Origin of the sequence: Pseudomonas sp. lyk4-R2A-10, from assembly GCF_030209075.1 — a bacterium.
Lineage (GTDB): Bacteria > Pseudomonadota > Gammaproteobacteria > Pseudomonadales > Pseudomonadaceae > Aquipseudomonas > Aquipseudomonas glycinae.
The window spans coordinates 121,772-146,860 of sequence record NZ_JARVSR010000006.1 but is presented as its reverse complement, the minus strand read 5'-3'; the positions used below and the strand labels follow the sequence as shown (position 1 = coordinate 146,860).

General features: G+C 61.7%; 25 protein-coding genes and 1 riboswitch. Of the genes, 6 read left to right on the top strand and 19 right to left on the bottom strand.

Annotated features, from left to right (window positions below; all coding sequences use genetic code 11):
- Positions 1-107 precede the first annotated feature (107 nt).
- Positions 108-3,578 carry a hybrid sensor histidine kinase/response regulator gene (locus QRN46_RS09980; RefSeq protein WP_285354598.1) on the top strand — a complete coding sequence of 1,157 codons (3,471 nt, stop codon included), beginning with the start codon at positions 108-110 and terminating at the stop codon, positions 3,576-3,578.
- Positions 3,579-3,587: 9 nt separating this feature from the next.
- On the opposite strand, the gene QRN46_RS09975 is transcribed toward QRN46_RS09980, so the two are convergent.
- Positions 3,588-4,952, bottom strand: a complete 1,365-nt coding sequence (locus QRN46_RS09975; protein ID WP_285354675.1) for a DNA recombination protein RmuC — start codon at positions 4,950-4,952, stop codon at positions 3,588-3,590.
- Positions 4,953-5,127: 175 nt separating this feature from the next.
- Complete coding sequence (locus QRN46_RS09970) at positions 5,128-5,451, bottom strand: SEL1-like repeat protein (protein ID WP_011333152.1); 324 nt, start codon at positions 5,449-5,451, stop codon at positions 5,128-5,130.
- 954 nt (positions 5,452-6,405) lie between these two features.
- Between QRN46_RS09970 and QRN46_RS09965 the strand changes: the two genes are divergently transcribed.
- The 3 genes from QRN46_RS09965 to QRN46_RS09955 all read left to right on the top strand — a co-directional run bounded on the left by QRN46_RS09965 (position 6,406) and on the right by QRN46_RS09955 (position 8,807).
- A complete protein-coding gene (locus tag QRN46_RS09965; RefSeq protein WP_007950419.1) occupies positions 6,406-6,630 on the top strand; it encodes a hypothetical protein in 225 nt (74 codons plus the stop codon).
- A gap of 276 nt (positions 6,631-6,906) precedes the next feature.
- On the top strand, positions 6,907-7,389 hold the full coding sequence (locus tag QRN46_RS09960) for a hypothetical protein (RefSeq protein WP_011333151.1): 483 nt from the start codon (positions 6,907-6,909) through the stop codon (positions 7,387-7,389).
- A gap of 146 nt (positions 7,390-7,535) precedes the next feature.
- Complete coding sequence (locus QRN46_RS09955; RefSeq protein ID WP_011333150.1) at positions 7,536-8,807, top strand: OmpP1/FadL family transporter; 1,272 nt, start codon at positions 7,536-7,538, stop codon at positions 8,805-8,807.
- A 79-nt stretch (positions 8,808-8,886) separates the two neighbouring features.
- Here the strand turns inward: QRN46_RS09955 and QRN46_RS09950 are convergent, their stop codons facing one another.
- Genes QRN46_RS09950 through cobO form a run of 14 tightly spaced genes read right to left on the bottom strand, consistent with a single transcriptional unit; the run spans position 8,887 to position 20,130 of the window.
- The gene (locus tag QRN46_RS09950) at positions 8,887-9,447 is read right to left on the bottom strand and encodes a glutathione peroxidase (RefSeq protein ID WP_011333149.1); all 561 of its coding nucleotides are present in this window, start codon (positions 9,445-9,447) and stop codon (positions 8,887-8,889) included.
- A gap of 55 nt (positions 9,448-9,502) precedes the next feature.
- Positions 9,503-9,625 carry a hypothetical protein gene (locus QRN46_RS09945; protein WP_007950415.1) on the bottom strand — a complete coding sequence of 41 codons (123 nt, stop codon included), beginning with the start codon at positions 9,623-9,625 and terminating at the stop codon, positions 9,503-9,505.
- Positions 9,622-10,830, bottom strand: a complete 1,209-nt coding sequence (locus QRN46_RS09940) for an MFS transporter (RefSeq protein ID WP_011333148.1) — start codon at positions 10,828-10,830, stop codon at positions 9,622-9,624. Before QRN46_RS09940 ends, QRN46_RS09945 begins: the two co-directional genes overlap by 4 nt.
- Before the next feature lie 54 nt (positions 10,831-10,884).
- A complete protein-coding gene (locus tag QRN46_RS09935; protein ID WP_007950413.1) occupies positions 10,885-11,289 on the bottom strand; it encodes a MarR family winged helix-turn-helix transcriptional regulator in 405 nt (134 codons plus the stop codon).
- 56 nt (positions 11,290-11,345) lie between these two features.
- Complete coding sequence (locus tag QRN46_RS09930) at positions 11,346-12,077, bottom strand: adenosylcobinamide-GDP ribazoletransferase (RefSeq protein WP_201820485.1); 732 nt, start codon at positions 12,075-12,077, stop codon at positions 11,346-11,348.
- Between the two features lies 1 nt (position 12,078).
- The gene (cobC, locus tag QRN46_RS09925; protein ID WP_201820484.1) at positions 12,079-12,654 is read right to left on the bottom strand and encodes an alpha-ribazole phosphatase family protein; all 576 of its coding nucleotides are present in this window, start codon (positions 12,652-12,654) and stop codon (positions 12,079-12,081) included.
- Positions 12,651-13,706, bottom strand: coding sequence for a nicotinate-nucleotide--dimethylbenzimidazole phosphoribosyltransferase (gene cobT / locus QRN46_RS09920; RefSeq protein ID WP_285354597.1), 1,056 nt, complete (start codon positions 13,704-13,706; stop codon positions 12,651-12,653). The genes cobC and cobT overlap by 4 nt, the downstream gene beginning before the upstream one ends.
- Positions 13,703-14,224, bottom strand: a complete 522-nt coding sequence (gene cobU / locus QRN46_RS09915; protein WP_201820478.1) for a bifunctional adenosylcobinamide kinase/adenosylcobinamide-phosphate guanylyltransferase — start codon at positions 14,222-14,224, stop codon at positions 13,703-13,705. The genes cobT and cobU overlap by 4 nt, the downstream gene beginning before the upstream one ends.
- The gene (locus QRN46_RS09910; RefSeq protein ID WP_285354596.1) at positions 14,212-15,678 is read right to left on the bottom strand and encodes a cobyric acid synthase; all 1,467 of its coding nucleotides are present in this window, start codon (positions 15,676-15,678) and stop codon (positions 14,212-14,214) included. The genes cobU and QRN46_RS09910 overlap by 13 nt, the downstream gene beginning before the upstream one ends.
- Positions 15,675-16,682: a threonine-phosphate decarboxylase CobD gene (gene cobD, locus QRN46_RS09905; protein ID WP_285354595.1), complete on the bottom strand. Its 1,008-nt coding sequence runs from the start codon at positions 16,680-16,682 to the stop codon at positions 15,675-15,677. The genes QRN46_RS09910 and cobD overlap by 4 nt, the downstream gene beginning before the upstream one ends.
- Complete coding sequence (cbiB, locus tag QRN46_RS09900; protein ID WP_285354594.1) at positions 16,675-17,583, bottom strand: adenosylcobinamide-phosphate synthase CbiB; 909 nt, start codon at positions 17,581-17,583, stop codon at positions 16,675-16,677. Before cbiB ends, cobD begins: the two co-directional genes overlap by 8 nt.
- On the bottom strand, positions 17,580-18,230 hold the full coding sequence (gene bluB, locus QRN46_RS09895; RefSeq protein ID WP_011333140.1) for a 5,6-dimethylbenzimidazole synthase: 651 nt from the start codon (positions 18,228-18,230) through the stop codon (positions 17,580-17,582). Before bluB ends, cbiB begins: the two co-directional genes overlap by 4 nt.
- Positions 18,227-19,522: a cobyrinic acid a,c-diamide synthase CobB gene (locus QRN46_RS09890; RefSeq protein ID WP_201820471.1), complete on the bottom strand. Its 1,296-nt coding sequence runs from the start codon at positions 19,520-19,522 to the stop codon at positions 18,227-18,229. The genes bluB and QRN46_RS09890 overlap by 4 nt, the downstream gene beginning before the upstream one ends.
- Positions 19,519-20,130 (bottom strand): cob(I)yrinic acid a,c-diamide adenosyltransferase, encoded by a 612-nt coding sequence (cobO, locus tag QRN46_RS09885; RefSeq protein WP_007950401.1) that lies wholly within the window; start codon positions 20,128-20,130, stop codon positions 19,519-19,521. The genes QRN46_RS09890 and cobO overlap by 4 nt, the downstream gene beginning before the upstream one ends.
- An 81-nt stretch (positions 20,131-20,211) precedes the next feature.
- Positions 20,212-20,437, bottom strand: a riboswitch (cobalamin riboswitch).
- Positions 20,438-20,603: 166 nt separating this feature from the next.
- Between cobO and QRN46_RS09880 the strand changes: the two genes are divergently transcribed.
- Positions 20,604-21,188, top strand: a complete 585-nt coding sequence (locus QRN46_RS09880; RefSeq protein ID WP_041475179.1) for a hypothetical protein — start codon at positions 20,604-20,606, stop codon at positions 21,186-21,188.
- A 65-nt stretch (positions 21,189-21,253) separates the two neighbouring features.
- A complete protein-coding gene (locus QRN46_RS09875; RefSeq protein WP_285354593.1) occupies positions 21,254-22,567 on the top strand; it encodes a PQQ-dependent sugar dehydrogenase in 1,314 nt (437 codons plus the stop codon).
- 64 nt (positions 22,568-22,631) lie between these two features.
- Here the strand turns inward: QRN46_RS09875 and QRN46_RS09870 are convergent, their stop codons facing one another.
- From QRN46_RS09870 to hda, 3 genes are all read right to left on the bottom strand, one after another.
- The gene (locus QRN46_RS09870) at positions 22,632-23,168 is read right to left on the bottom strand and encodes a C40 family peptidase (protein WP_011333136.1); all 537 of its coding nucleotides are present in this window, start codon (positions 23,166-23,168) and stop codon (positions 22,632-22,634) included.
- Between the two features lie 219 nt (positions 23,169-23,387).
- Entirely contained in the window at positions 23,388-24,008 is a 621-nt protein-coding gene (locus QRN46_RS09865; protein ID WP_039769810.1) for a C40 family peptidase, read from the bottom strand.
- A gap of 214 nt (positions 24,009-24,222) precedes the next feature.
- On the bottom strand, positions 24,223-24,927 hold the full coding sequence (gene hda / locus QRN46_RS09860) for a DnaA regulatory inactivator Hda (RefSeq protein ID WP_007950396.1): 705 nt from the start codon (positions 24,925-24,927) through the stop codon (positions 24,223-24,225).
- Positions 24,928-25,089 lie beyond the last annotated feature (162 nt).

Below are 25,089 nucleotides of genomic sequence, written 5' to 3'. Positions count from 1 at the left end.
CGACACCCCGCCGCGCCACGACCTTGGTCGACACTGACTAACCGCCGCGCCCGTGCGAGACTGTCTGACCGGGCGCGAGTCCGGTCGTTTTCTGTCGGGAGTGTTCCATGTCGTTGTCCACCGGGCTGATCGCCGCCGTCGCCCTGGCCTATATGGCCATCATGTTCGCCATCGCCTTCTACGGCGACCGTCGCAGCACCCCGCTGCCGCCACGGGTGCGTGCCTGGGTGTACAGCCTGTCGCTGGCGGTCTATTGCACCAGCTGGACGTTCTTTGGCGCGGTCGGTCAGGCCGCCGAACAACTGTGGTCATTCCTGCCGATCTATCTCGGGCCGATCCTGCTGTTGCTCGGTGCGCCGTGGGTGCTGCAGAAAATGGTGATGATCAGCAAACAGGAGAACATCACCTCCATCGCCGACTTCATCGCCGCCCGCTACGGTAAATCCCAATCGCTGGCGGTGGTCGTCGCGCTGATCTGTCTGGTCGGCGTTCTGCCTTATATCGCTTTGCAGCTCAAAGGCATCGTCCTCGGTGTGAACCTGCTGATCGGGGCCGGCGCCGACGCCATGGGCACCCGTGCCCAGGACACGGCGCTGATCGTGTCGCTGGTGCTGGCGCTGTTCACCATCGTTTTCGGTACGCGCAACCTCGACGCCACCGAGCACCACCGCGGCATGGTGCTGGCGATTGCCTTTGAATCGCTGGTCAAACTGTTTGCCTTCCTCGCCGTCGGCGCTTTCGTCACCTATGGGCTGTATGACGGTTTCGACGACCTGTTCAATCAGGCGATGCTCGCCCCGCGCCTTGAGGAATACTGGAAAGAAACCATCAACTGGCCATCGATGGTGGTGCAGACCGGCGTGGCGATGATGGCGATCATTTGCCTGCCCCGGCAGTTTCACGTGACAGTGGTCGAGAACATCGACCCGCAGGATCTGCGCCTGGCCAAATGGGTGTTCCCCGCCTACCTCGCATTGGCCGCGCTGTTTGTCGTCCCGATCGCCCTGGCCGGTCAGATGATGTTGCCCAGCTCGGTCATCCCCGACTCGTTCGTTATCAGCCTGCCACTGGCCCAGGCTCACCCGGCGCTGGCGATGCTGGCGTTTATCGGCGGTGCGTCGGCAGCCACCGGCATGGTGATCGTGGCGAGCGTGGCGCTGTCGACCATGGTCTCCAACGACATGTTGTTGCCATGGTTGCTGCGCCGCAACAACGCCGAGCGCCCGTTCGAAGTGTTCCGTCAGTGGATGCTCTCGGTGCGTCGGGTCAGCATCGTGGTGATTCTGTTGCTGGCTTACGTCAGCTACCGTTTGCTCGGTTCCACTGCGAGCCTGGCAACCATCGGCCAGATCGCTTTCGCGGCAGTCACCCAACTGGCCCCGGCGATGCTCGGCGCGCTGTACTGGAAACAGGCCAACCGCCGCGGCGTGTTCGCCGGCCTCGCCGCCGGTACGTTCCTGTGGTTCTACACCCTGGTCCTGCCGATCGCTGCGCGCAGCCTGGGCTGGTCGCTGGACAGCTTCCCCGGCCTCGCCTGGCTGCACAGCAACCCGCTGAACCTGCCGATTACCCCGCTGACCCAAGGCGTGGTGCTATCGCTGGCGGGTAACTTCACGTTGTTCGCCTGGGTTTCGGTGCTGTCGCGCACGCGGGTGTCGGAGCACTGGCAGGCCGGGCGCTTCATCGGTCAGGAAATCAGCGCACGGCCAAGCGCACGCTCGATGCTGGCGGTGCAGATCGACGACCTGCTGCAACTGGCGGCACGCTTTGTCGGTGAAGAACGCGCCCGGCAGAGTTTCATCCGCTTCGCCTACCGTCAGGGCAAAGGCTTCAACCCGAATCAGAACGCCGACGGCGAATGGATCGCCCATACCGAGCGATTGCTGGCGGGTGTCCTTGGCGCATCTTCGACGCGAGCTGTAGTAAAAGCCGCCATCGAAGGTCGGGAAATGCAGCTGGAGGACGTGGTACGGATCGCCGACGAAGCGTCGGAAGTGCTGCAGTTCAACCGCGCGCTGCTGCAAGGCGCCATCGAAAACATTACCCAGGGCATCAGCGTGGTCGACCAGTCGCTGAAGCTGGTGGCCTGGAACCGCCGTTATCTGGAGCTGTTTAACTACCCGGACGGCTTGATCAGCGTTGGCCGGCCGATTGCCGACATCATTCGCCACAACGCCGAGCGTGGCTTGTGCGGCCCCGGTGAAGCGGAAGTTCATGTCGCCCGGCGCCTGCACTGGATGCGTCAGGGTCGTGCTCACACGTCCGAGCGTTTGTTCCCCAACGGCCGGGTGATCGAACTGATCGGCAACCCGATGCCCGGCGGCGGTTTCGTCATGAGTTTCACCGACATCACCGCGTTCCGCGAAGCCGAACAGGCCTTGACCGAAGCCAACGAAGGGCTGGAGCAACGGGTCAGCGAACGAACCCAGGAACTGTCGCAACTCAACGTCGCACTGACCGAAGCCAAGGGCAATGCCGAGGCGGCCAACCAGTCCAAGACCCGCTTCCTCGCCGCCGTCAGTCACGACCTGATGCAGCCATTGAATGCGGCGCGGCTGTTCTCCGCCGCCCTCTCCCATCAGGCGGACGGCTTGAGCGAGGAAGCGCAGAAACTGGTGCAGCATCTGGACAGTTCGCTGCGTTCGGCCGAAGACCTGATCAGCGACCTGCTGGACATTTCCCGCCTGGAAAACGGCAAGATCAACCCGGATCGCAAGCCGTTCGCGGTCAATGAGCTGTTCGATATTCTCGGTGCCGAGTTCAAGGCACTGGCCCAGGAACAAGGCCTGAGTTTCCGGGTACGTGGCAGTCAGCTGCGCATCGACAGCGACATCAAGTTGCTGCGACGCATTCTGCAGAATTTCCTGACCAACGCGTTCCGCTACGCAAAAGGCCCGGTGCTGCTGGGCGTGCGTCGGCGTAAAGGCGAAATCTGTCTGGAAGTGTGGGATCGCGGACCGGGGATTCCGGAGGACAAACAGCAAGTGATCTTCGAGGAGTTCAAACGCCTCGACAGTCACCAGACCCGCGCCGAAAAAGGTCTGGGCCTGGGCCTGGCGATCGCCGATGGCCTGTGCCGCGTACTCGGCCACACCTTGCGTGTGCGCTCATGGCCGGGGCGCGGCAGCGTGTTCAGCGTTCGTGTGCCGTTGGCCAAAGCGCAGACCGTGCAGCCAACCGCGGCGGTGGAAATAAACGGTAAATTGCACAGCGGCGCGCAGGTGCTGTGCATCGACAACGAAGACAGCATTCTGATCGGCATGAACAGCCTGCTCACGCGCTGGGGCTGTCAGGTGTGGACGGCGCGCAACCGCGAAGAATGCGCGGCACTGCTCGACGAGGGCGTGCGCCCACAGTTGGCACTGGTGGACTATCACCTGGATCACGGCGAAACCGGCACCGATCTGATGGCCTGGTTGCGCACAAGACTGGGCGAGCCGGTGCCCGGCGTGGTGATCAGTGCCGACGGACATCCGGAAACCGTGGCCCAGGTGCACGCGGCGGGGCTGGATTACCTGGCCAAACCGGTGAAACCGGCGGCGTTGCGGGCGTTGTTGAGTCGCTACTTGCCGCTCTAGCAGAGCGGCTTATTCAGGCAGCTCGACCAGGCCGTCGGCGTCGGTCATCGCGCGTTCCAGCAGATCCGCCGGCAAGCTTTTGCTGGCCCGCGCGCCGAGCAACTTGAGCTGCTCGCTGCGGCTGACCAGGTTGCCGCGCCCTTCCGTCAGCTTGTTGCGCGCCGCGCTGTAGGCCTTGTCCAGTTGCTGCAAGCGATTGCCGACTTCGTCCAGATCCTGAATGAACAACACGAACTTGTCGTACAGCCAGCCGGCGCGCTCGGCGATTTCCCGGGCGTTCTGGCTCTGGCGCTCCTGCTTCCACAAGCTGTCGATGACCCGCAGCGTCGCCAGCAATGTGGTCGGGCTGACGATCACGATGTTGCGGTCGAAGGCTTCCTGAAACAGCGTCGGCTCAGCCTGCAACGCAGCGGAAAACGCCGCTTCGATGGGCACGAAAAGCAAGACGAAATCGAGGCTGTGCAAGCCTTCCAGACGTTTGTAATCCTTGCCGGCCAGGCCTTTGACGTGGCTGCGCAAGGACAGCACGTGCTGCTTCATGGCGATCTGGCCGATGGCATCGTCGTCGGCGGCGACGTATTGCTGATAGGCGGTGAGGCTGACCTTGGAGTCGACCACCACCTGCTTGTCGCCCGGCAGATAAATGATCACGTCCGGCTGGAAACGCTCGCCATCCGGCCCCTTGAGATTGACCTGGGTCTGGTACTCGCGCCCCCTCTCCAGCCCGGCATGCTCAAGCACGCGCTCGAGAATCAGCTCGCCCCAGTTGCCCTGGGTTTTCTGGCCCTTCAGAGCGCGGGTCAGGTTGGTCGCTTCATCGCTCAGGCGCAGGTTCAGTTGTTGCAAGCGTTCCAGTTCCTTGGCCAGCGAAAAACGCTCGCGGGCTTCGGCCTGATAGCTTTCCTCGACGCGTTTTTCGAACGACTGGATGCGCTCCTTCAACGGATCGAGCAATTGGCCGAGGCGTTGCTGGCTGGTTTCGGCGAAACGTTGTTCACGCTCATCGAAGATCTTGCCGGCCAGTTCGGCGAACTGCGCGCGCAGCTCGTCGCGGGAACCTTGCAGGTCATCCAGGCGTTGTTGATGGCTTTCCTGTTGCTCGCGCAACTCGGCATTCAGCGAAGCGGCCTGGGCGTCCAGGCGGCGCAATTCAGCTTCCTTGTTGGCGCGCTCGAGGTTCCAGGCGTGGGCGGCGTCACGAGCGTCATCGCGCTCGATCTGCAGCAGCTCGACTTCCCGGCGCACGGCGGCGAGATCCGCCTGCTTGGCGGCATTGGCCTGGCCGAGGTCGGCGATTTCATCGCGGCAGGCTTCAAGTTGAGCATTGAGGCCATCCTGGGCCATCTGCGCCATGGCCAGCCGCTCTTCGAGCAACGCGACTTCAGACTGGTTCTGACTGGCCCGACGTTGCAGTTGCCAGGCCAGTGCCAGCAGCGGCACCGCCGCACCTGCCAGCCCCAGCAGGATGCTGGTCAAGTCCATCGCCATAGTGATTCCCGCCAATCCGATAAAGCCTGAAGGTTAACCAAGGCGTCTGGTCTTGGACAGCTCAGTCTTCGATCAGGCCGAGTTCCTGTTGCGCGCGTCGGTCACCGGCACGGGCGGCCTGGCGCAGCAGGTCCTGGCCGATCCGCCGATCCCGGGCATTGCCGCACTCGCGGCACATCAACTGGCCGAGGCGACTCTGCGCCGCGACCACCCCCTCCCGGGCCGGTTGCTTGAGCAGGCGGCCGGCGAGGTGCTTGGCATTCTGGCTGTCGCCCAGTCGGGGGCTGTCCAGCAGCCATTCGGCCACGCGCACGGAAAATCGCTTGGGAGCGGTAACACGAGGGGGTTGGGAGGTAACAGAGTCTGTAGCTGAACGAAACTTCATAAAGCACTGTGGGACAGATCGGAAGGCGCGCCACTCTACTCTTTTTTTCGCACAGGTAAAGTCGAAAAAAACCCGGCACGCCCGTGCTAGAGCAAGCGCTCGGGACAATCCACAGAAGCTGTGGATAACTCAGTGGACAACCGTCCTCCAGTCGCCGCAAAGCCTTGTGGAATGGGGCTCTCAGTCAAACTGACGATTTTTTCACCAGTAAAAAAAAGCGATGTTTTTCATTGACTTAAACTTTCGTTACAGGCAGCCACCGGGGTCAGGATCGTTATGACAGCACCGTTACAGTCTGCGCAACTAATGTGCACAAGTACCTGCTACGCGGTTATATCGATGCGCCTTTTCGGGTCGTTTTGGCATTCGGCCTGGGGATAGGCCTCTGCGTCGAGCTTCCGCGCCTGCCAGGTTGTGGCGACCGACGGTCATGATCTGAACCGGATCGGGGCAAGTTTCAAGGCCTGGGCGATATCTCGGGATTTTTTTGTTCAGCGGGTTTGCCTTCTTTGGAGCGTTCGGTTAGTATCCGCGGCGTTAGTACCAAGCTGAAAGTCAATTCCGGTCGAATACACCCCCACGGTCAAGGTTCTCTCACAGAAGCCTTCACCGAAAAAAGCGGGATCGACCCCTCGATGGTTTCCAGGTAAATCTTGCGACGACACAGCCTTTGAACTGAATGCAAAGGGTGTTGCGAAGACCATTTACTCTGACCTAACCAACCTGCAAATTGATCAGGATCTTCACCCCGGGCCCAGAACCTCTGCCCTCGATGTGTTGCCTGTCCTCCTAAGTACCTACCTGCCAGCCCAAGCGCGCCAACTTTTATAGCGCTCGAACTGGCTGCCTTGTTCCAGTCGGGTTCTTCGTTCGACCAATGGTGGTTGACGTTACTGGAACGTTTTAACGTTGCACGGTTCTTATCCGTGTCATTTGTAGGAACACCTAATAACTATGTCGACTCAAATCCAGACTCAGGATGCCATTCGCACCCTAACCAACGCTTTTGCCCCAATGAACTGCCTGATCATGGCCGCTCGCAAAGGCTGCTTCAGCTTCACCGTGGTCAATGAACACGGGATCGCCCGCCACAGCGAGCGTCTGTACCCCGATCAATACTCCAGCGCCGAACCGCTGCAGGCCGTGATTGATCGCACCCGTCAGGCATTGATCGCCTGAGAGGCCGAAATGGCTGCAAAAGCAAAAGCCCCGCTGAAAATGCGGGGCTTTTTATTGCCCGATATTTCACCCTTACCCTTTTCGCTTAAGCACCAACCGATATAACGGTTATAACGCGTCACCGGAAATATTTTAAAAACAGGCCTTTACGTCGCGAATATGACACTACACTTCAACTCAAGCGGCGTGATCCGCTTCCGGCGAGCCTGAGTCGATCCACAGCTGCCAAGCTCCCCTTCAGGTCTCGCCGCCCGAATAACAAGATCCGAGGGTTTTATGGGTATCGCTGCCAGCGAACTGTGCCGCTACGTGATCCGTCCTACGCTGATCTACCTGGGACGCCACTGCGCAACTGCCGAATCCCTTCTGCTGGGCATTGCCGCCAGCCAGTCCGCCCTCGGTTCCGCCCTGCATGACCGCCGTGGCCACGGCCTGTACCGGATTGCCGAACACCGTCATCAGGCCCTCTGGGACCATTACCTGGCGCTGGATCCGGAACGCGCCAGCCTGGTGCGCGGCCTCGCCAGCCAACATGCATTTCTCAGCGGGCCGCACCTCGAACTGACCGTCAACCTGCGTTACGCCACGGCCATCGCCTGGCTGCTGGTGGAAGAACAAAACCCCATCCTCCCCGAGCCGGACGATCTGCTGGGCATGGCGCGCATCTGGCGTCAGACCTTCCAGCCTCAAGGTCGTCTGCGCGATTTCACCTGCGCCTGGCAAACCTGTGTTTCACCGCTGAATCAGGTCGCTTGCTGACCCACCGGTTTTGCAACATCGCCCAACGAGTAGCGAATCTGGTCGGATTGTCCTACAAAACCGCTCTAACTCAAGGCATACGGACTATAGCGCCGGGACGAAAATGTTGGTAATTTTCGCCCCGGTGATCACCAGGAGTTCTAATAATGAAAAAAGTCATGCTCAAAACCACCCTTAGCCTTGCCGTAACCGTGGCATCCACCCAGATCTTCGCGGCTGGCTTTGCCATCAACGAACACAGCATCAGCGGGATGGGGACTGGGTACGCCGGGCGATCTTCTTCTGCCGACGACGCAAGCACTGTTTACGGCAACCCTGCCGGCATGTCGCGCATCACGCGCGAACAAGTCACCGGTGGCGTTGCATTCCTCGATGCAAAAACCGATATCAGCGACGCCAGCTCCAGCCCGAACGGCGGCAGCAACAAAGGCGACATGGTGCCCTTCACCTCCGTACCTATGGGCTACTACGTCAAGCCGATCGACGAGCATTGGGCATTCGGTCTGGGTGTGTACGTACCCTTCGGCCTGATCACCGACTATGAAAACGGCTTCGCCGGCCGTTACTTCGGCAGCAAGTCCGAAGTCAAGATCATTACCTTCCAGCCAACCGTCAGCTACAAGTTCAACGACGTCGTGTCGATCGGTTTCGGCCCGACCATCAACCGTATCGACGGCTCGCTTGAATCAAACCTGTCGATCACCCAGGCTGCGCCGGACGGCAAGGTCAAGATCAAGGGTGACGACACCGCACTGGGCTACAACATCGGGGTGCTGGTACAGGCTACCGACAGCACTCGCCTGGGTCTGACCTACCACTCGAAAGTCGACTACAAGCTCGAAGGCAACACCAAGGTCAACTACGGTGTGCTGGGCGCGATCGGCCTGGGTGCGAACCAGAAGTACGACGCTTCGCTGAAGATCACCACGCCTGAATCCGTGGACCTCTCGGTCACCCAGGCGATCAACGATCGCTGGAACGTCTACGCCGGTACCACCTGGACCCGCTGGAGCCAGCTGGAAAAGATCACCGTCAAGAACTCCGGCGTTCAGCCACTGCTGGCTGGCCAGTTCGGCGAGATCACCGAAGAACAGAACTGGCATGACACCTGGGCGTACGCCATCGGTACGTCCTACCAACTGAACAAGGAATGGGTACTGCGTACCGGTCTGACGTTCGACCAGTCGCCGACCAACAACGTCGACCGTTCGCCACGCATACCGACCGGCGACCGGACCATCTTCAGTATCGGTGCCGGCTGGAGCCCGACCGAAGACCTGACCATCGACGTTGCCTACTCGTACCTGAAGGAAGAGAAGGTCAACATTCGCAACACAAACGATCGTGGCCAGAGCTACAACTCGCAGTATGAAAACTCGGCAAACGGCTTCGGTGTCGGCGCAACCTACCGCTTCTGATGCTGCACGGCGAGGCTAACCCCTCGCCATAAAAAGCCCCGCTCTCTTCACAGAGGCGGGGCTTTTTGATGGGTGTCGATCAGGGTTTCAGCGACTGGGAGGCAATGGCTTTCTCGATGGCTGCCAGAAATTCCGGATCATCCGGTTTGGTCAGGCTGGAGAAGTTGGCAATCACCTTGCCCTGGCGGTCGATGACGTACTTGTAGAAATTCCACTTCGGCGCGCTGCTCTGCCTGGCCAGCACCTGGAACAAGTGAGTCGCATCGTCACCCCGAACCTTCTGCGGCTCGGTCATGGTGAACGTCACGCCGTAGTTGGCGTAGCAGACCTTGGCGGTCTCGGCGCTGTCCTTGGACTCCTGCTTGAAGTCATTGGACGGTACGCCGAGCATTTCCAGGCCCTGGGCCTTGTAGCGCTGATTGAGCGCCTCCAGCCCCTCGAACTGCGGCGCGAAACCACAGAAGCTGGCCGTGTTGATCACTACCAGCGGTTTGTCGGCGTAACGCTGACACAGGTCGATGGATTCCTTGGCCCGCAACTTGGGCAACGAACCTTGCAACAGATCCGGACAATCCGCGGCCTGAGCCAGTCCGGTCAACGCCATCAGCAACGCGGGAACAGCACACCAGCGCTTGAGCATGTCGGGCATCCTTGAGCAATCGTCAGACCTCGACGTTACTCGCCCTCCCGCCGATCTAGCAAGCACCCATGCCCAACTGCATCAGCGCCAGCCCGCCCTGATGCCAGCCCCACCACACCAGCGCCAGCAACGCGGCGCCGAGTGCGGTGACGACGATCTGCGGCCAGAAACGGTTCATGCAGCGCTCGCACGCGGTTGCAGGCGCTCGACCGGACGCTCGCGCACCGGCCAGTTCAGCGCTGCCGCCAACAGGCTCAAGAGAATCGCCACTTGCCAGATCAAGTCATAACTCCCGGTCCGGTCATACACCACCCCGCCCAGCCAGCCGCCGAGGAACGAACCCAACTGATGGAACAGGAACACGATCCCACCGAGCATGGACAGGTTTCGCACGCCGAACAAGGTCGCCACCGTACCGTTGGTCAATGGCACCGTGGACAGCCAAAGAAAGCCCATGGCCATACCGAACAGATAGGCCGAGGTCGTCGTCACCGGCAACCACAGGAATAGCACGATCACCACGGCGCGCAGCAGATAGAGCCCGGTCAGCAGACGCGGTTTGGACATCCGCCCACCGAGCCAACCGGCGGTGTAAGTGCCGAAGATGTTAAACAGGCCGATCAACGCCAGCACGGTGGTGCCGACGGTGGCCGGCAGGTGCTGATCGACCAGATACGCTGGCAAGTGCACGCCAATGAACACAACTTGAAATCCGCAGACGAAGAAGCCGAACGCAAGCAGCCAGAACCCGGAGTGCGAACACGCCTCGCGCAAGGCTTCGGACAGGGTTTGTTCATGGCCGAGTACCGGCAGCGGTTTGTCCTTGAGCATGCTCACCAGCGGCACGATCAGCGCCACCAGCAGGCCCAGCACCAGCAATGCCGCCGACCAGCCGAGCCAGCCGATCAGCCCGAGGGTGCCCGGCAGCATCGCGAACTGGCCGAAAGAACCGGCAGCACTGGCAATACCCATGCCCATGCTGCGTTTTTCCGGCGGCACCGCGCGGCCGACCACGCCGAGAATGACCGAAAACGAGGTGCCGGACAGACCGATACCGATCAGCAAGCCAGCGCTCAGGGACAAGCCCAACGCGGTTTCCGACAGGCCCATGAACACCAGGCCCAAGGCGTAGAGCACCCCGCCGATCAGCACCACTTTTGCTGCGCCGAAGCGGTCAGCCAGTGCGCCGGTAAACGGTTGCGCCAGGCCCCAGATCAGGTTCTGCAAGGCGATGGCGAAAGCGAACACCTCACGGCCCCAGCCAAACTGGGCGCTCATCGGCGACAGAAACAAACCGAAGCCGTGCCGCACGCCCAATGACAACGCCAGAATCAGCGCACTCCCCAGCAACACCCAACCGCACGTACGCCACATCGAACTCATTATTATTCTCCAGTCGCGGGTATATACCCGCTTAGATTCGGAAAAAACCGGCCCTCAGGCCAGTTCATCCAATAGCCGCAGCAAGGTTTCACGCTTCTCGGCACCCAGTCGGTCGATCAACCGCTGTTGCGCCGCTTCCCAGGCTGGCAGTGCCGCTGCCAGGCGTTGCGCACCGGTTTCGGTGAGCCGGACGATGCGGTTGCGCATGTCTTCGCCTTCAGCCAGCGCCACCAGCCCCTCGCCTTCCAGTACCCGCAGATTGCGCCCGAGGGTGCTGCGATCCAGGCCCATCGCCTCGGCCAGTTCGGAAATGCTCGGTTGATCCAGCCGCTGCAGATTGCACAGCAAAGAATACTGGGCAACGTTGATCCCGAAGCCGTCGAGAGCGCCGTCGTAATGCCTGCTGACGCCACGTGCGGCGCGTCGCAGGTTGGTGCACAAACACTGAGATGGAAGCATGATGCGTGTATATACCCGCGACTGTGTTAAATCAAGTTACAGATCAAAGTTACTTATCAAAACAAGGCCAGCCCGACCAGCACTGACATCTCCAGCAATTCCAGCAACGCACCGGCCGTATCACCGGTGGTCCCACCCAGTCGTCGCACCATCAAATGCCGCAGCCAGATGAACACGATGACCGCCAGCAGCAACGCCACGACAGCATTGAACCCGGCAATCACCAAACACACCGCCGCACTCACCGCCAGCACCTGCCAACCTGTCTTGCGTGGCAGATGATCGGCCAGCGCCTGCCCCAACCCGCCGGCCCGCACATAGCTCGTGGTGAGAAACAGTCCGAGCAACGCCGCTCGGCCGATCAGCGGCACGATGATCAACGCCATGCCCTGCTGTTGTTCGATCAAGGCCAGCAACGCGGCGTACTTGAGCAACAACACCAACACCAGCGTCACCACGGCAATCGGCCCGCTGCGCGGATCTTTCATGATCGTCAGCGTACGCTCGCGATCACCGAAACCGCCGAGCCATGCATCGGCGCTATCCGCCAAACCATCAAGGTGCAACGCCCCGCTGAGCAGTACCCACACCGTCAGCAACAGCGCCGCGTGCAACAGCAATGGCGCGCCCGCCAACGCAATGTTCAGCGCCCAGAGAATCACACCGAACAGCAAGCCCACCAGCGGATAAAACAACAGTGACCGGCCGAGCTGTTCCGGCGCCGGCATGCCCGGCAGACGAATCGGCAGGCTACTGAGAAATTGCAGGGCGATCCACAGAGGCAGCATGTCAGAGCACTTCCCTGAGCGAACCGTCGGCCTCGACGATCAGCGAAAACAGCGCGCCGTGACCGACCTCGACATTGAGCAGTTGCTCACGGGGCAAGCCACGGGCCCGCGCCAGCAACAGACGCATCACGCCGCCATGACTGACCAGCAACACCCGCTCACCCGCGTACGCCGCGTGCAGGCGCATCACCGCCGCCAGCACCCGCGCAGAGAAATCGCTGACCGGCTCACCCTGCGGCGGAGTAAAGCCATAAGGATCCGCCCAGAACAGACCCAGCGCCTCGGCATCGGTTTCCATCAACGCTGCTGCACTCTGCCCTTCCCAGGCACCGAAATGCAGCTCCTGCAGATTCTTGTCCAGAGATACCGGCAGATCCCGCTGCGCGCTCAACTCTTCAGCAAACCGCGCGCAACGCTGCAACGGCGAACTGACCAGCCGATCCCACGGCCCCTGCCCAATCACCGCCTCGCGCATCTGCGCCCAGCCCTTTTCGGTCAGTGCATCGTCGAGACTGCCGCGCAGGCCGCCGCCGAGTTCGGTTTCTCCGTGGCGCAGCAGGTCCAGACGCAAGGTCATGCCGGGCGATCCGCCACTGCTGCTTCGGCGAAGGTCGCCATCTGACCGTGCAGGTCGCAGGCCAGACGCAGCAACGGCACCGCCAGCGCCGCGCCACTGCCCTCGCCCAGACGCAGACCCAGTTCAAGCAGCGGCTCCGCGCCAAGGGTATCCAGCACATGGCGATGGCCCGGCTCGGCACCGCGGTGACCGAACAGCAGCCACTCACGGCAAGCCGGATTCAGACGCACCGCCACCAGCGCGGCGACCGTGCAGATAAAACCGTCCACCAAAACCGCCACACCTTCCTGCGCACAGGCCAGATACGCGCCGACCAAAGCCGCAATTTCGAAGCCGCCGAGATTGAACAGGGTCTGCAACGCATCGCCGCATTGTGCTGCGTGTAGCGCCAGCGCTCGCTCGATCACCTGCGCCTTGTGACTGACGCCTTCGGAATTCAACCCGGTGCCCGGACCGGTCAGATGAACCACTGGGCAATCGAGCAGCGCACAGGCCAGCGCACTGGCAGCCGTGGTGTTGCCGATGCCCATTTCACCGCCGATGAACAATTGCGCGCCTGCCGCTTTCGCCCGCAGCACACTGTCGCGACCGCCCTGCAAGGCGAGTTCACCCTGGGCCCGAGTCATCGCCGCGCCCTTGGCGAAATTCGCCGTGCCCGGACCGATGTTCAGGTGACGCACGCCCGGCAGGTTCAACGACGGCGTCACCGTGCCCAGATCCACCACTTCCAGCTGCGCGCCAAGTTGTCGCGCCAGCACACTGATCGCCGCGCCGCCGCTGACGAAATTCAGCAGCATCTGCCCGGTGACCTCCTGCGGAAATGCGGAAACCCCTTCGGCGACAACACCGTGGTCACCGGCAAAAATCGAAATCCAGACGTGATCGAGTGTCGGTTTGACCTGGCCCTGCAATCCGGCCAGTTGCACCGCCACCGATTCGAGCTGCCCGAGGGAGCCGGCGGGTTTGGTCAATTGCTGCTGACGCGCCGCCGCGTTTTCAACGGCGTCCGTATCAACCGGTTTGCACGGGTTCAGCCACCAGGCTTGGGTCATAACGCAGGTCCTTTCAGAGTCAGAGGCAGGCCGGCGACCGTCAAGACGACTCGCTGACAACCCTCGGCCAGAGCTTGATGCAGCCAACCGGCTTCATCGACGTAGCGGCGAGTCAATTCGCCCAGCGGCACGACACCCATTCCGGTCTCGTTGCTGACAAAAATGGTTTCACCCGGCAGCGACGCCAGGCATTCGAGCAGGGCTTCGCGTTCGGCAGCGAGGCGCTCGGCGTCATCGAGCATCAGCAGATTGGTCAGCCACAGGGTCAGGCAATCCACCAGCAGGCAACGTTCGGCACTGGCGGTTTCGCGCAGGACCCGGGCCAGCTCCAGCGGCTCTTCGATCAGCGCCCATTCGGCGGGACGGCGCGCGCGGTGATGAGCGACGCGTTCATTCATCTCGCCATCCAGCGGCTGACTGGTGGCGATGTACGTCACTGCCAGCGCGCTGTCAGTGGCGAGTTTTTCAGCCAGGCGACTTTTGCCGGAGCGGGCGCCGCCGAGGATCAGTTGGAGCATGGGGACATTCCACAGAGTTCACGTAACAGCCCGGTATCCAGATGCTTCTCCACCAGATCCGCCAACCGCTCGATGTCGCGTTCGCGCAGGCCGTGGTAATCCACCTCCTGCACATCGTTCAGACCGGCCCAGCGCAACAGCGCCGCACTGGCCGCCGGCGATTCGAACAGGCCATGCAGGTAGGTGCCGAAAATCTGTCCATCGAGACTTTGCGCACCATCACAGCGGCCGTCGTCCAGATGCACAGCGGCGTTTTCCAGCGCAGCTCCCGTGGTCACGCCGGCATGAATTTCATAACCGCTAACCTCTGCATCTTCCAGCGCCAGACGTCCACGCACATTGCGCAACTGCTTTTCGGCTTCGAGCTGCGTTTCAAACGCCAACAAACCCAGACCGGCGCTGGAACCCGGCGCGCCTTCCAGGCCCAGCGGATCGTGCACCTGCTCGCCGAGCATTTGCAGGCCGCCGCAGATCCCCAGCAATTTGCCGCCGTAACGCAGGTGACGGCGGATCGCCGATTCCCAGCCATTGGCCCGCAGATACGCCAAATCACTGCGCACGCTTTTCGAGCCCGGAAGAATGATCAGATCGGCCGGAGGAATCGCCTGCCCCGGGCCGATGAATTGCAGATCCACCTGAGGATGCAGACGCAACGGATCGAAATCGGTGTGGTTGCTGATACGCGGCAGCACCGGCACCACCACTTTCAAGACTTGCTCGGCCTTGTCGGTCTGGCGCTGATCGATGCCGTCCTCGGCCTCCAGATGCAGGTCCATCACGTACGGCAGCACGCCCACCACTGGCTTGCCGGTGCGCTGCTCCAGCCAGTCGAGGCCCGGCTGCAGCAAGGCGATGTCACCGCGAAAACGGTTGATGATGAAGCCTTTGACTCGCGCCTGTTCACTCGGCGACAGCAGTTCCAGCGTGCCGACCAGATGGGCAAACACGCCGCCACGGTTGATGTCGGCAATCAACAAAACCGGGCAATCCACCGCTTCGGCGAAACCCATGTTGGCGATGTCGCCGGCGCGCAGATTGATCTCTGCCGGCGAGCCCGCGCCTTCGACCATCACCAACGGATAAGCAGTGCTCAAGCGTTCATGGGAAGCGAGAACCGCCTGCATGGCGATGGCTTTGTAGTCGTGATAGGCGACGGCGTTCATGCTGGTGACCGCACGACCGTGGATGATCACCTGGGCGCCAGTGTCGCTGTTGGGCTTGAGCAGCACTGGGTTCATGTCAGTGTGCGGTTCCAGAAACGCCGCCTGCGCCTGCACCGCTTGCGCGCGGCCGATTTCGCCGCCGTCGGCCGTCACCGCGCTGTTGAGCGCCATGTTCTGCGGTTTGAATGGCACCACCGCAACGCCCTGACGGGTGGCCCAACGGCAGAGCGCCGTCACCAGCGTGCTTTTGCCGGCGTCGGAAGTGGTGCCCTGCACCATTAATGTGGTCATGCTGGTTTTTCCATGGAGCAATGCTTGGCGAATGCTTGCAGGGCTTGCTCAAGGCGCGCCTCGTCGGCGGCATCGGCGGGCAGCCCGAATCGCAGGCTGCTGTTGTGCGCGAACAGACGCAGAAGAATGCCACGGCGGGCCATGAATTCGTGCAGCGCGGCGGCCTGTTCGGTGATCAGCCACTGAAACAGCGCGCAACCGCCCTGCGGTTTGAAACCGTGGCGCTCAAGCAGCGCAGCCAATCGTTCGCTGGCCTCGTCGCTGCGGATGCGCTGACGGGTATGGCCTTCGGTGTCGCGCAGACAGGCCTGACCCAGCACCCGAGTCGGCCCGCTGACCGCCCAAGGACCGACCTGCTCGGCCAGCAACCGGAGCACTTTGCGCTCGGCCAGCACGAACCCCAGCCGCACACCGGCCAGACCGAAAAACTTGCCGAACGAGCGCAGTACGATCAAACCCACTTGATGCGCATGCGGGGCAAGGCTCAACTGCGGCGTGTTGTCCATGAACGCTTCGTCGACCACCAGCCAGCCGCCGCGCTGGGCCAGCCGTGCGTGCCAGTCGAGCAGGCGCGCCGGGGTCAGGTTCAGGCCTGTTGGATTGTTCGGATTGACCACCACCAGCACGTCGAGGCTGTCGAGAAAGAAGTCGACTTCCTGCTCCAGCACCTCACGCACGATATAGCCGCTGCGCCGCCAGGCTTCGGCATGCTCGGCATAACACGGCGACAGCACACCGACCTTACCGGCGCGGCGCAATCGCGGCAGCAACTGAATGGCCATCTGCGAACCGGCCACCGGCAGCACCTGGCTGGCACCGTAGTAATCGCAGGCGGCCTGCTCCAGGCCGTCATCGTTTTCCGGCAAACGCGCCCACGCCCGCAGCGGAATCTCCGGGACCGGAAACGGCCACGGCGCCAGGCCCGTAGACAGGTCGAGCCAGTCTTCTTCCGCGATGCCGTATTCGAGCGCCGCCCTGCGCAACCGGCCACCGTGCTCAAGCATAGAATTCAGCCCCCACGCAGAGAATCAGCAGCCATAACCATACCCCGCGCTGGACCAATTGCCAGCCGCGATCAATGGAATCGGCATCCGCCGGCGCGCCCTCGCCCAGTTGCGGACGCTCGTGCAGCTCGCCGTGGTAAATCGCCGGGCCACCCAGCTCGACGCCCAAGGCACCCGCGCCGGCGGCCATCACCGGGCCGGCGTTCGGGCTGTCCCATTTCGGCGCCTGGGTGCGCCAGCATTTCAACGCCAGTCGGGTTTTGCCGAGCAAGGCGTAGGTCAACGCCACCAGCCGTGCAGGAATGTAGTTGAGGACGTCGTCGATTTTTGCCGCTGCCCAGCCGAAACGCTCGAAGCGTTCGTTGCGATAGCCCCACATCGCGTCGAGCGTATTGCTCAGACGATAGAGCACCACGCCCGGCGCACCGGCCACGGCAAACCAGAACAGCGCGGCGAACACTGCATCGCTGCCGTTTTCCAGCACCGACTCGGTGGCGGCGCGGGCGACGGCGGTGCTGTCCAGCTCATCGGTCTGACGGCTGACCAGATAACCCACACGCTTGCGCGCCTCCTCCAGATCATCGGCGCGCAAGGCCTTGGCCACCGGCTCGACGTGCTCACCCAGGCTGCGCATGCCGAGGGCGCAATACAGCGCAAGAATCTCAACGACCCAGCCCACATACGGCGCCCAGGAAAACGCGGTGGCCAGCAGGGTCAGCGGCAACACCGCGATCACCCACGCGGTGACGCCATGGCTGCGCCAGCCACGACCAGCGCTATTGAAACGTTGCTCGATGCGCCCGGCGAAATTGCCGAACGCCACCAGCGGATGCCAGCGTTTCGGTTCACCCAGCAGCGCATCCAGCGCAACCGCGGCGGCACTCAGCAACGCCACACTCATTGACTCACTCCCCAGAAATTTTCGTACAGCAGCTCATTCAGCGGACGCGCCTGCGCCCACCCTTCGAGTACCAGCATCGGCGCCGGATAGAATGCCTTGACCGGCCCCAGACAAAGCACCGCCAGCGGCTTGGCCCCGTCCGGCAGTTTCAGCAGATCGGCCAGCGCCTGCGGTTCGAACAGCGACACCCAGCCCATGCCCAGGCCTTCGGCACGCGCGGCCAGCCACAGGTTCTGGATTGCGCAGGACAGCGACGCCATGTCCATTTCCGGCAGCGTGCGACGACCGAAAATATGCCGCTCGCGATCGTCCATCAACGCCGCGACCAACACTTCGGCGCAGTCGTTGATGCCTTCGACCTTGAGCTTCATGAATTCGTCACTGCGCTCGCCGAGGGCTTCGGCGGTGCGCACGCGCTCCTCTTCAACAAGGTTCTGGATCTGGCCACGTAGCGCGCGGTCGCTGATACGGATGAAGCGCCACGGCTGCATCAGGCCGACGCTCGGCGCCTGATGCGCGGCTTCAAGCAATCGTCGCAACACGTCAGGCTCGACCGTACCGCCGCTGAAGTGGCGCATGTCGCGGCGTTCGGCGATGGCGCGGTAGACCGCTTCGCGCTCGGCGTCAGTGAAGGCGTTGTCGGTCATGGCACCAACAGTGCGGCAATCGCCGACGGATTCGACGGGAAGTAAAAATGTACGTACGAGGCGGTCATCCGCCCTTGCCGGTACACCGCTTCTGCGCCGCGCCCCCCATTGGGGCTGTGGCCACGGGCAATCGGCGTCAGTTCGGTGGTGGTCAGGGAATGGTGATAGGTGTGGCCGCGCAACAGGCCTTCCGGCAGGTCGACCTCTTGCAGCGCCAGCGCGGCGAGGCGCTTTTGCATCACGGCGTCGCCACTCAACAGGCCGACCAGCTCCGCGCGGGTGCCTTCGACATCGGTCAGCGAGTCGAGCAAGTACAGCATGCCACCGCACTCGGCGAGCAACGGTTTGCCGGCCGCGTGGTGCGCGCGGATCGCTTTGAGCATGTCGGCGTTCTGCGACAAGGTTACGTGGTGCAATTCCGGATAACCGCCGGGCAGGTACAAGCTGTCGGCGTCGGGCAATTGCGCATCGCGGATCGGCGAGAAGAAACTCAGCTCCGCCCCCATCGCTCGCAACAGATCGAGACTGGCGCCGTAGGTGAAGGCAAAGGCTTCGTCGCGGGCGACGGCAATTCGCACGCCTTCGAGCAGCTTTTCGGTCTCAACGATTTTTGGTGCGGCGAATTCCACGGCCGGTGGCAGCGCTACCTCGCAAGTGCCGGCCAGTGCTTCGGCGGCGGCGTCGAGACGTACGTCGAGGTCATTCAGTTCGCTGGCCTGCACCAGGCCGAGATGGCGGCTTGGCAGTTCGATCCCGGTTTCCCGGGACAACGCGCCGTACCAGCGCAGGCCTTCAGTGAGGCTGCCTTCCAGCAACTGCGCATGGCGCACGGTACCGACGCGGTTGGCCAGCACGCCGGCGAACGGCAGGTCCGGCTGATAGCGCGCCAAACCCAGAGCCAAAGCGCCGAAGGTCTGCGCCATGGCCGTGCCGTCGATCACGCCGAGCACCGGCACGCCGAAATGCCGCGCCAGATCGGCGCTCGACGGCGTACCGTCAAACAAACCCATCACGCCTTCGATCAGGATCAGATCGGCTTCGGCGGCGGCTTCCCACAACAGGCGACGACTTTCCTGCTCGCCGACCATCCACATGTCCAGTTGATAGACCGGCGCACCGCTGGCGCGCTCGAGGATCATCGGGTCGAGAAAGTCCGGGCCGCATTTGAACACGCGGACCTTGCGCCCCTGATTGCGATGCAGACGGGCCAGCGCGGCGGTGACGGTGGTCTTGCCCTGACCGGAAGCCGGCGCGGCGATCAGAACCGCCGGGCAGTGACGTGGTTGATTCAAAGTTCGACGCCTTTCTGCGCTTTGATACCGGCCTGGAAGGCGTGCTTGATCATGCCCATTTCGGTGACGGTGTCGCCCATCTCGATCATTTCCGGCTTGGCAGCGCGACCGGTGACGATCACATGCTGCATCGGCGGACGGGCCTGCAGATCGCTGAGCACCTGATCCAGATCGAGGTAACCGTGCTTGAGGGCGATGTTCAGTTCATCGAGCACCACCAGACCGATCGACGGATCACGCAGCAGTTCGCGGGAGACTTCCCAGGCCGCTTCGGCGGCGGCGATGTCGCGCTGGCGGTCCTGGGTTTCCCAGGTGAAGCCTTCGCCCATCACATGAAAACGTACTTGTTCAGGGAAGCGGCGGAAGAACAGCTCTTCGCCGGTGCTGTTGCGACCCTTGATGAACTGCACCACGCCGCACTGCATGCCGTGGCCCATGGCGCGGGCGAGCATGCCGAATGCCGAACTGCTCTTGCCTTTGCCATTGCCGGTGAGCACCAGCACCAGCCCGCACTCGTCTGGCGAATTGGCGATGCGTTCGTCGATCACCGCTTTTTTGCGCTGCATGCGCGCCAGGTGGCGCTCGTCGCGTTCGGGGGAATCAGTCATGGGGGAGCTCTCCGTTGAGGCTGGATAACGGCGGGCAGGCACAAGAATAGACGGCAACAAGCCTGGCATCGCCCACCGTGATGCCGCTGGATGGATCAGGCCGGTCTCCGGGCTCATGAGCGGCTGGTGCCTGGCTGCGCGCCTTCCCGCTCTTAAGCAGTGGCATCAGACGCAGCTTTTACTCATTTACCGTTGCGGGGGCAGCGCCGGGATCGTGAGGGTTCTTCGCTCGAAGACCCGCCTCACCGGCTTCCCTGTTTCACTCTGTCGACATGCGCCACAGAGCACCTGAAACAAGCCGCGAAGGTTAGAGGGTTGGGGGTGGAGCGTCAATTGAAGAGGGGCTTGTGCGGCGAATAACTGCCGCCGATCAATTAACTGACGCCAATCTTGTGCCACACTGCCATGAGTGATATCAAAGAGCCATGCTTTTTGACTGCAGAGAGCACATCACAATAACAAGGGAGAGCACCATGCAAGGCATGATCATCAGCAATCCGCGGCTGGAATTCCTGCGCCCGGTGCTGGAACGCTGGTTTGACTGTATCGACCGCTACAACGCCGTGCGCGGCGACAATGACACACCTTATTGGCACGACGAAAAAGCCAACCTCGGCCTGCTGTCGGCCGCTGCGTGGATGGCCGAACTGGTCACCCTGCGCGACACTGCCACCCGCAAACAGAATGAAGAAGGCGAGCGCAACGCCCGCGCCGATTTGTTTATTGCTGGCGCCGAGGATCGCGCCTTCATTCAGGCGACCCAACGCTGGCCGCGCGTCACCAGCCTGAATCTGACGCAGGCCCTGGCGGATATCACCAGCGACGCCAGGCGCATCAGCTACGCCAGCGACCTGAAACTCGGCTGCCTGTTCGTCGCCCCGCAAAAAGCCCAGCACAGCGCCAGCCCGGAAGAGTTGCAGGACATGGTCGACGACCTGCAAAAGGAACACACCTGCGCCGTCGCCTGGTACTTTCCCTACGCCTACCGCAAATTGCGCAGCGAAGCCGGCAACTATCACCCCGGCGTTGCCGTGCTGTTCAAGGAAGCCCGCGGCTGAGGGTTGAACCATCGGGCTTGTGCGCTTCTCTATGATTAGGAATGCATTCATAGGGAAGATCAGCAATGCGCAAGCCCCAGTTCGTTTTCGTCATCATGATCGCCGGAGGGCTCGCCGCCTGTGGTGAATCCTCCAGCCTGCAAGTCTCCGACGGCACCGGTCCGTCACCGAAACTGCCCGAACCGAACAAGACCCTGATCCCGACGGTGAACATCGCCCCGGCCATTGGCTGGCCGGCCGGCGCGAAGCCGACGGCAGCGGCAGGCACTCAGGTGGCGGCTTTCGCCGAAAATCTCGATCATCCGCGCTGGCTCTACGTACTGCCAAACGGCGATGTACTCGTGGCAGAAACCAACGCCCCGCCAAAACCGGACGACAGCAAGGGCATTCGTGGCTGGGTGATGAAAAAAGTCATGGGGCGTGCCGGTGCCGGCGTGCCCAGTCCGAACCGTATCACCCTGCTGCGTGACGCCGATCATGATGGCGTGGCCGAAACCCGCACGGTGTTCCTGCAGAACCTCAACTCGCCATTCGGCATGACCTTGGTCGGCAACGATCTGTACGTGGCCGATACCGATCGCCTGCTGCGCTTCAACTACGAGCCCGGCGCGACCGAAATCAAGAGCCAGCCGATCAAGGTCGTGGATTTGCCGGGCGGCACGCTCAACCATCACTGGACCAAGAACGTCATCGCCAGCAAAGACGGCCGTAAGCTGTACGTCACCGTCGGCTCGAACAGTAACGTCGGCGAAAACGGTCTCGATCAGGAAGAAGGCCGCGCGGCGATCTGGGAGGTGGACCGCGCCACCGGCAATCACCGGATCTTCGCCTCGGGCATCCGCAACCCCAACGGCCTGGCCTGGGAGCCGCAAAGCGGTGCGCTGTGGACCGCCGTGAACGAGCGCGACGAAATAGGCAGCGATCTGGTGCCGGACTACATCACTTCGGTCAAGGACGGTGCCTTCTATGGCTGGCCGTTCAGCTACTACGGCCAGCACGTTGATGTGCGCGTCGAACCACAGCGACCGGACATGGTGGCCAAGGCCATCGCTCCCGACTACGCCGTCGGCCCGCACACCGCATCACTGGGCCTGACCTTCGCCGAAGGCAACCGCCTGCCGGCGCAGTTCAAAGAAGGCGCATTCATCGGTCAGCACGGCTCGTGGAACCGCAAACCGCATAGCGGTTACAAGGTGATCTTTGTGCCGTTTGCCGCCGGCAAGCCGAGCGGAACGCCAGTGGACGTGCTGACCGGTTTCCTCGACAAGGACGAGAACGCGCTGGGCCGCCCGGTCGGCGTGGTGATCGACCAGCAAGGTGGATTGCTGGTGGCGGATGATGTGGGGAACAAGGTGTGGCGGGTTTCAGCGACCCGTTAATCTATTGCAGGCATAAAAAACCCGTGGGAGCCATTCAGCTGCCACGGGTTTTTATGTATCTGGACTACGGGTTATGCGCCAGATGCTCTGGCTGCAGAACGCGCTTGGCGCTCAGATAGGCTTTCTGCCAATATGCTTTCGACAGGCTGTCCAGCTTCACCGTGCCGCCGGTGGCGGGCGCATGAACGAAGCGCCCTTCCCCGACGTAGATCCCCGCATGACTGACCTGTGAACCGCCATTGGTGGCGAAGAAGATCAGGTCGCCGGTTTGCAAGCCTTCCTTGCCGACATTCGGCGCCTGCATGACGATCATCTCGCGGGTTGAACGCGGCAGGCTGATGCCGGCGGCATCGCGGTAGACAAAACCGATCAGGCCACTGCAATCGAAGCCCGAATCCGGCGTATTGCCACCCCAACGATAGGGCGTACCCACCAGCCCGAGCGCGCGAAACAGCACGTCTTCGGCAGCGGGTGAAAAGGCCTGGGAGGATCCGAACACGATCGGAGCGCGAACCACCGGCGCAGGCGGCGGAGTGCGGCTGGCGCAGGCGCTGAGCAGCGCTGCGAAGAACATCAGGGCAAAGCGGGCCGACATCGTCATTTGCAGAACATCCTGATCTGGCTGCGGCTTTGACTGCCGATTCGATAGAAAACAAAACCGCCTGCGTTGGGACGCAGGCGGTTTGCCATCAATATAGATCAGGATTCTAGCGGCTACGCGGCAAACTTCAAGTAAGACTTTAACTTCACCTTGTAAAGTTTAGGTCTATTGCGTCAGAAGGGCCGCTTTGTCGCCACGAGCGTAGCGACAATCGAGTGATTACTTGCGAGCAGTAACCACGGTCGGAGCGTTCGCCAAAGCGCGTTTGGCTTCGATGAAGGTCTTGCTCCAGTAGCTGTCGCCCAGGCTGTCGATGCGAACACCGCCGCTGCGACGAGAGCTGGAATGGATGAACTGGTTGTCGCCCAGGTAGATCCCGGCGTGGCTGACACGACCGCGACGACCATTGGTGGCGAAGAACAGCAGGTCGCCCGGCTCGAGGTTGCTGCGCGAAACCAGCGGCGCATCAACGTTGATCATTTCGCGGGTGGAGCGCGGCAGGTTCATGCCCGCTTCTTCGCGGAACAGGTAGCCGATGAAACCGCTGCAATCGAAACCGGCTTCAGAGGTACCGCCGAAACGGTAACGGGTACCGATCAGGGACATGCCGCGTTCGAGGATGCTGTCAGCCAGAACCGGAAGCTGGTAAGGCTTCTTGCCGTTGAAGTCGGCGAGTTCTTTTTCGGTGTCCAGCTCTTCCTGGTAAATAACGGAAGACTGTGCGGTGGCAGAATTTTTAACCTGTTGTTGCTGCTCTTGATTAACAGGTGAATGAGCAGCGCAACCGAACAACAGGGTGACGAGTGCGAGAGGCACGAGGGGTGCGAAGCGCTTTAGCATGGGCACGACCGTGGCTGATAGTTGTAAAGAAGCCGAGACTATGCCCGCTATCAGCCTCATTTGCAAATTCAATCGATCTTTTTGTGACTTCCCGGTTTCTCGGTAACATCTAAGCGCTTAAGCCTATTTGAATGGAGACGCGGCCTGTGCAACCCACAGGAAAGCGGGTTTTCTGGCGCCTGAAATATGCCAAAACCGGCTGAAAGCCCCGGTTTTACCAGCCCAGGGTTTCTTTCAGGAAGGGAATGGTCAGCTTGCGCTGAGCCTGCAAAGAGGCCTGATCGAGCTGCTCCAGCAGATCGAAAAGCGCGCTCATACTGCGGGTACCGCGAGTCAAAATAAAATGCCCAACCTCGTCAGTCAGGTGCAGACCGCGACGTGAAGCACGCAGTTGCAGGGCACGCAATTTGTCTTCGTCGGAGAGCGGACGCATCTGGAAGATCAGCGCCAGGGTCAGCCGTGATTTCAGGTCAGCCAGTTTGATCGGCAGTTCACGGGGTGAAGTGGACGCCGCAATCAGCAGACGCCGACCGCTGTCACGCAGACGGTTGAACAGATGAAACATTGCCTCTTCCCAGTCCGCCTTGCCGGCAATCACCTGCAAGTCGTCCAGACAGACCAGTTCGTACTGTTCGAGGTTGTCGAGAATTTCGATGCCGCGATCCATCAACTCGGCCAGCGGCAGGTACACCGCCGGTTCACCCATCTGTTCGAAGCGCAGGCACGCGGCCTGCAACAGATGCGTACGCCCTACTCCGTGCTTGCCCCACAGATAGATCAGGCTTTCGGTCCAGCCGGCGTCGGCTTCGCATAGACGCTCGACATAGCCGAGTGCAGCGGCATTGGCGCCTGGGTAGTAGTTGATGAAGGTGGCGTCGTCACGCAGACGCACACCTAGGGGCAGCTGAATCGGTTTCATGCTGACTGAACAGTTCCCAAGGAACCGTTAGTGGCCTCTGTGTAAAGTGAGCGAAGTTTATACCCGTGAAGCGGAGCGCACAATGCGACAGACCCCAAGCAAAATCAAAGGTTTGCGTTAACGTGCTGGTTTTATGACAGTTTCTTTGGCGCCATGGCCTGC

Excerpts from the sequence above, each read along its gene's own strand:
- QRN46_RS09980 (WP_285354598.1), top strand. The coding sequence starts at position 108 with ATGTCGTTGTCCACCGGGCTGATCGCCGCCGTCGCCCTGGCCTATATG.
- QRN46_RS09970 (WP_011333152.1), bottom strand. The coding sequence starts at position 5,451 with ATGAAGTTTCGTTCAGCTACAGACTCTGTTACCTCCCAACCCCCTCGT.
- QRN46_RS09965 (WP_007950419.1), top strand. The coding sequence starts at position 6,406 with ATGTCGACTCAAATCCAGACTCAGGATGCCATTCGCACCCTAACCAAC.
- QRN46_RS09960 (WP_011333151.1), top strand. The coding sequence starts at position 6,907 with ATGGGTATCGCTGCCAGCGAACTGTGCCGCTACGTGATCCGTCCTACG.
- QRN46_RS09955 (WP_011333150.1), top strand. The coding sequence starts at position 7,536 with ATGAAAAAAGTCATGCTCAAAACCACCCTTAGCCTTGCCGTAACCGTG.
- QRN46_RS09950 (WP_011333149.1), bottom strand. The coding sequence starts at position 9,447 with ATGCTCAAGCGCTGGTGTGCTGTTCCCGCGTTGCTGATGGCGTTGACC.
- QRN46_RS09945 (WP_007950415.1), bottom strand. The coding sequence starts at position 9,625 with ATGAACCGTTTCTGGCCGCAGATCGTCGTCACCGCACTCGGCGCCGCG.
- QRN46_RS09940 (WP_011333148.1), bottom strand. The coding sequence starts at position 10,830 with ATGAGTTCGATGTGGCGTACGTGCGGTTGGGTGTTGCTGGGGAGTGCG.
- QRN46_RS09935 (WP_007950413.1), bottom strand. The coding sequence starts at position 11,289 with ATGCTTCCATCTCAGTGTTTGTGCACCAACCTGCGACGCGCCGCACGT.
- QRN46_RS09930 (WP_201820485.1), bottom strand. The coding sequence starts at position 12,077 with ATGCTGCCTCTGTGGATCGCCCTGCAATTTCTCAGTAGCCTGCCGATT.
- cobC (WP_201820484.1), bottom strand. The coding sequence starts at position 12,654 with ATGACCTTGCGTCTGGACCTGCTGCGCCACGGAGAAACCGAACTCGGC.
- cobT (WP_285354597.1), bottom strand. The coding sequence starts at position 13,706 with ATGACCCAAGCCTGGTGGCTGAACCCGTGCAAACCGGTTGATACGGAC.
- cobU (WP_201820478.1), bottom strand. The coding sequence starts at position 14,224 with ATGCTCCAACTGATCCTCGGCGGCGCCCGCTCCGGCAAAAGTCGCCTG.
- QRN46_RS09910 (WP_285354596.1), bottom strand. The coding sequence starts at position 15,678 with ATGACCACATTAATGGTGCAGGGCACCACTTCCGACGCCGGCAAAAGC.
- cobD (WP_285354595.1), bottom strand. The coding sequence starts at position 16,682 with ATGCTTGAGCACGGTGGCCGGTTGCGCAGGGCGGCGCTCGAATACGGC.
- cbiB (WP_285354594.1), bottom strand. The coding sequence starts at position 17,583 with ATGAGTGTGGCGTTGCTGAGTGCCGCCGCGGTTGCGCTGGATGCGCTG.
- bluB (WP_011333140.1), bottom strand. The coding sequence starts at position 18,230 with ATGACCGACAACGCCTTCACTGACGCCGAGCGCGAAGCGGTCTACCGC.
- cobO (WP_007950401.1), bottom strand. The coding sequence starts at position 20,130 with ATGACTGATTCCCCCGAACGCGACGAGCGCCACCTGGCGCGCATGCAG.
- QRN46_RS09880 (WP_041475179.1), top strand. The coding sequence starts at position 20,604 with ATGCAAGGCATGATCATCAGCAATCCGCGGCTGGAATTCCTGCGCCCG.
- QRN46_RS09875 (WP_285354593.1), top strand. The coding sequence starts at position 21,254 with ATGCGCAAGCCCCAGTTCGTTTTCGTCATCATGATCGCCGGAGGGCTC.
- QRN46_RS09870 (WP_011333136.1), bottom strand. The coding sequence starts at position 23,168 with ATGACGATGTCGGCCCGCTTTGCCCTGATGTTCTTCGCAGCGCTGCTC.
- QRN46_RS09865 (WP_039769810.1), bottom strand. The coding sequence starts at position 24,008 with ATGCTAAAGCGCTTCGCACCCCTCGTGCCTCTCGCACTCGTCACCCTG.
- hda (WP_007950396.1), bottom strand. The coding sequence starts at position 24,927 with ATGAAACCGATTCAGCTGCCCCTAGGTGTGCGTCTGCGTGACGACGCC.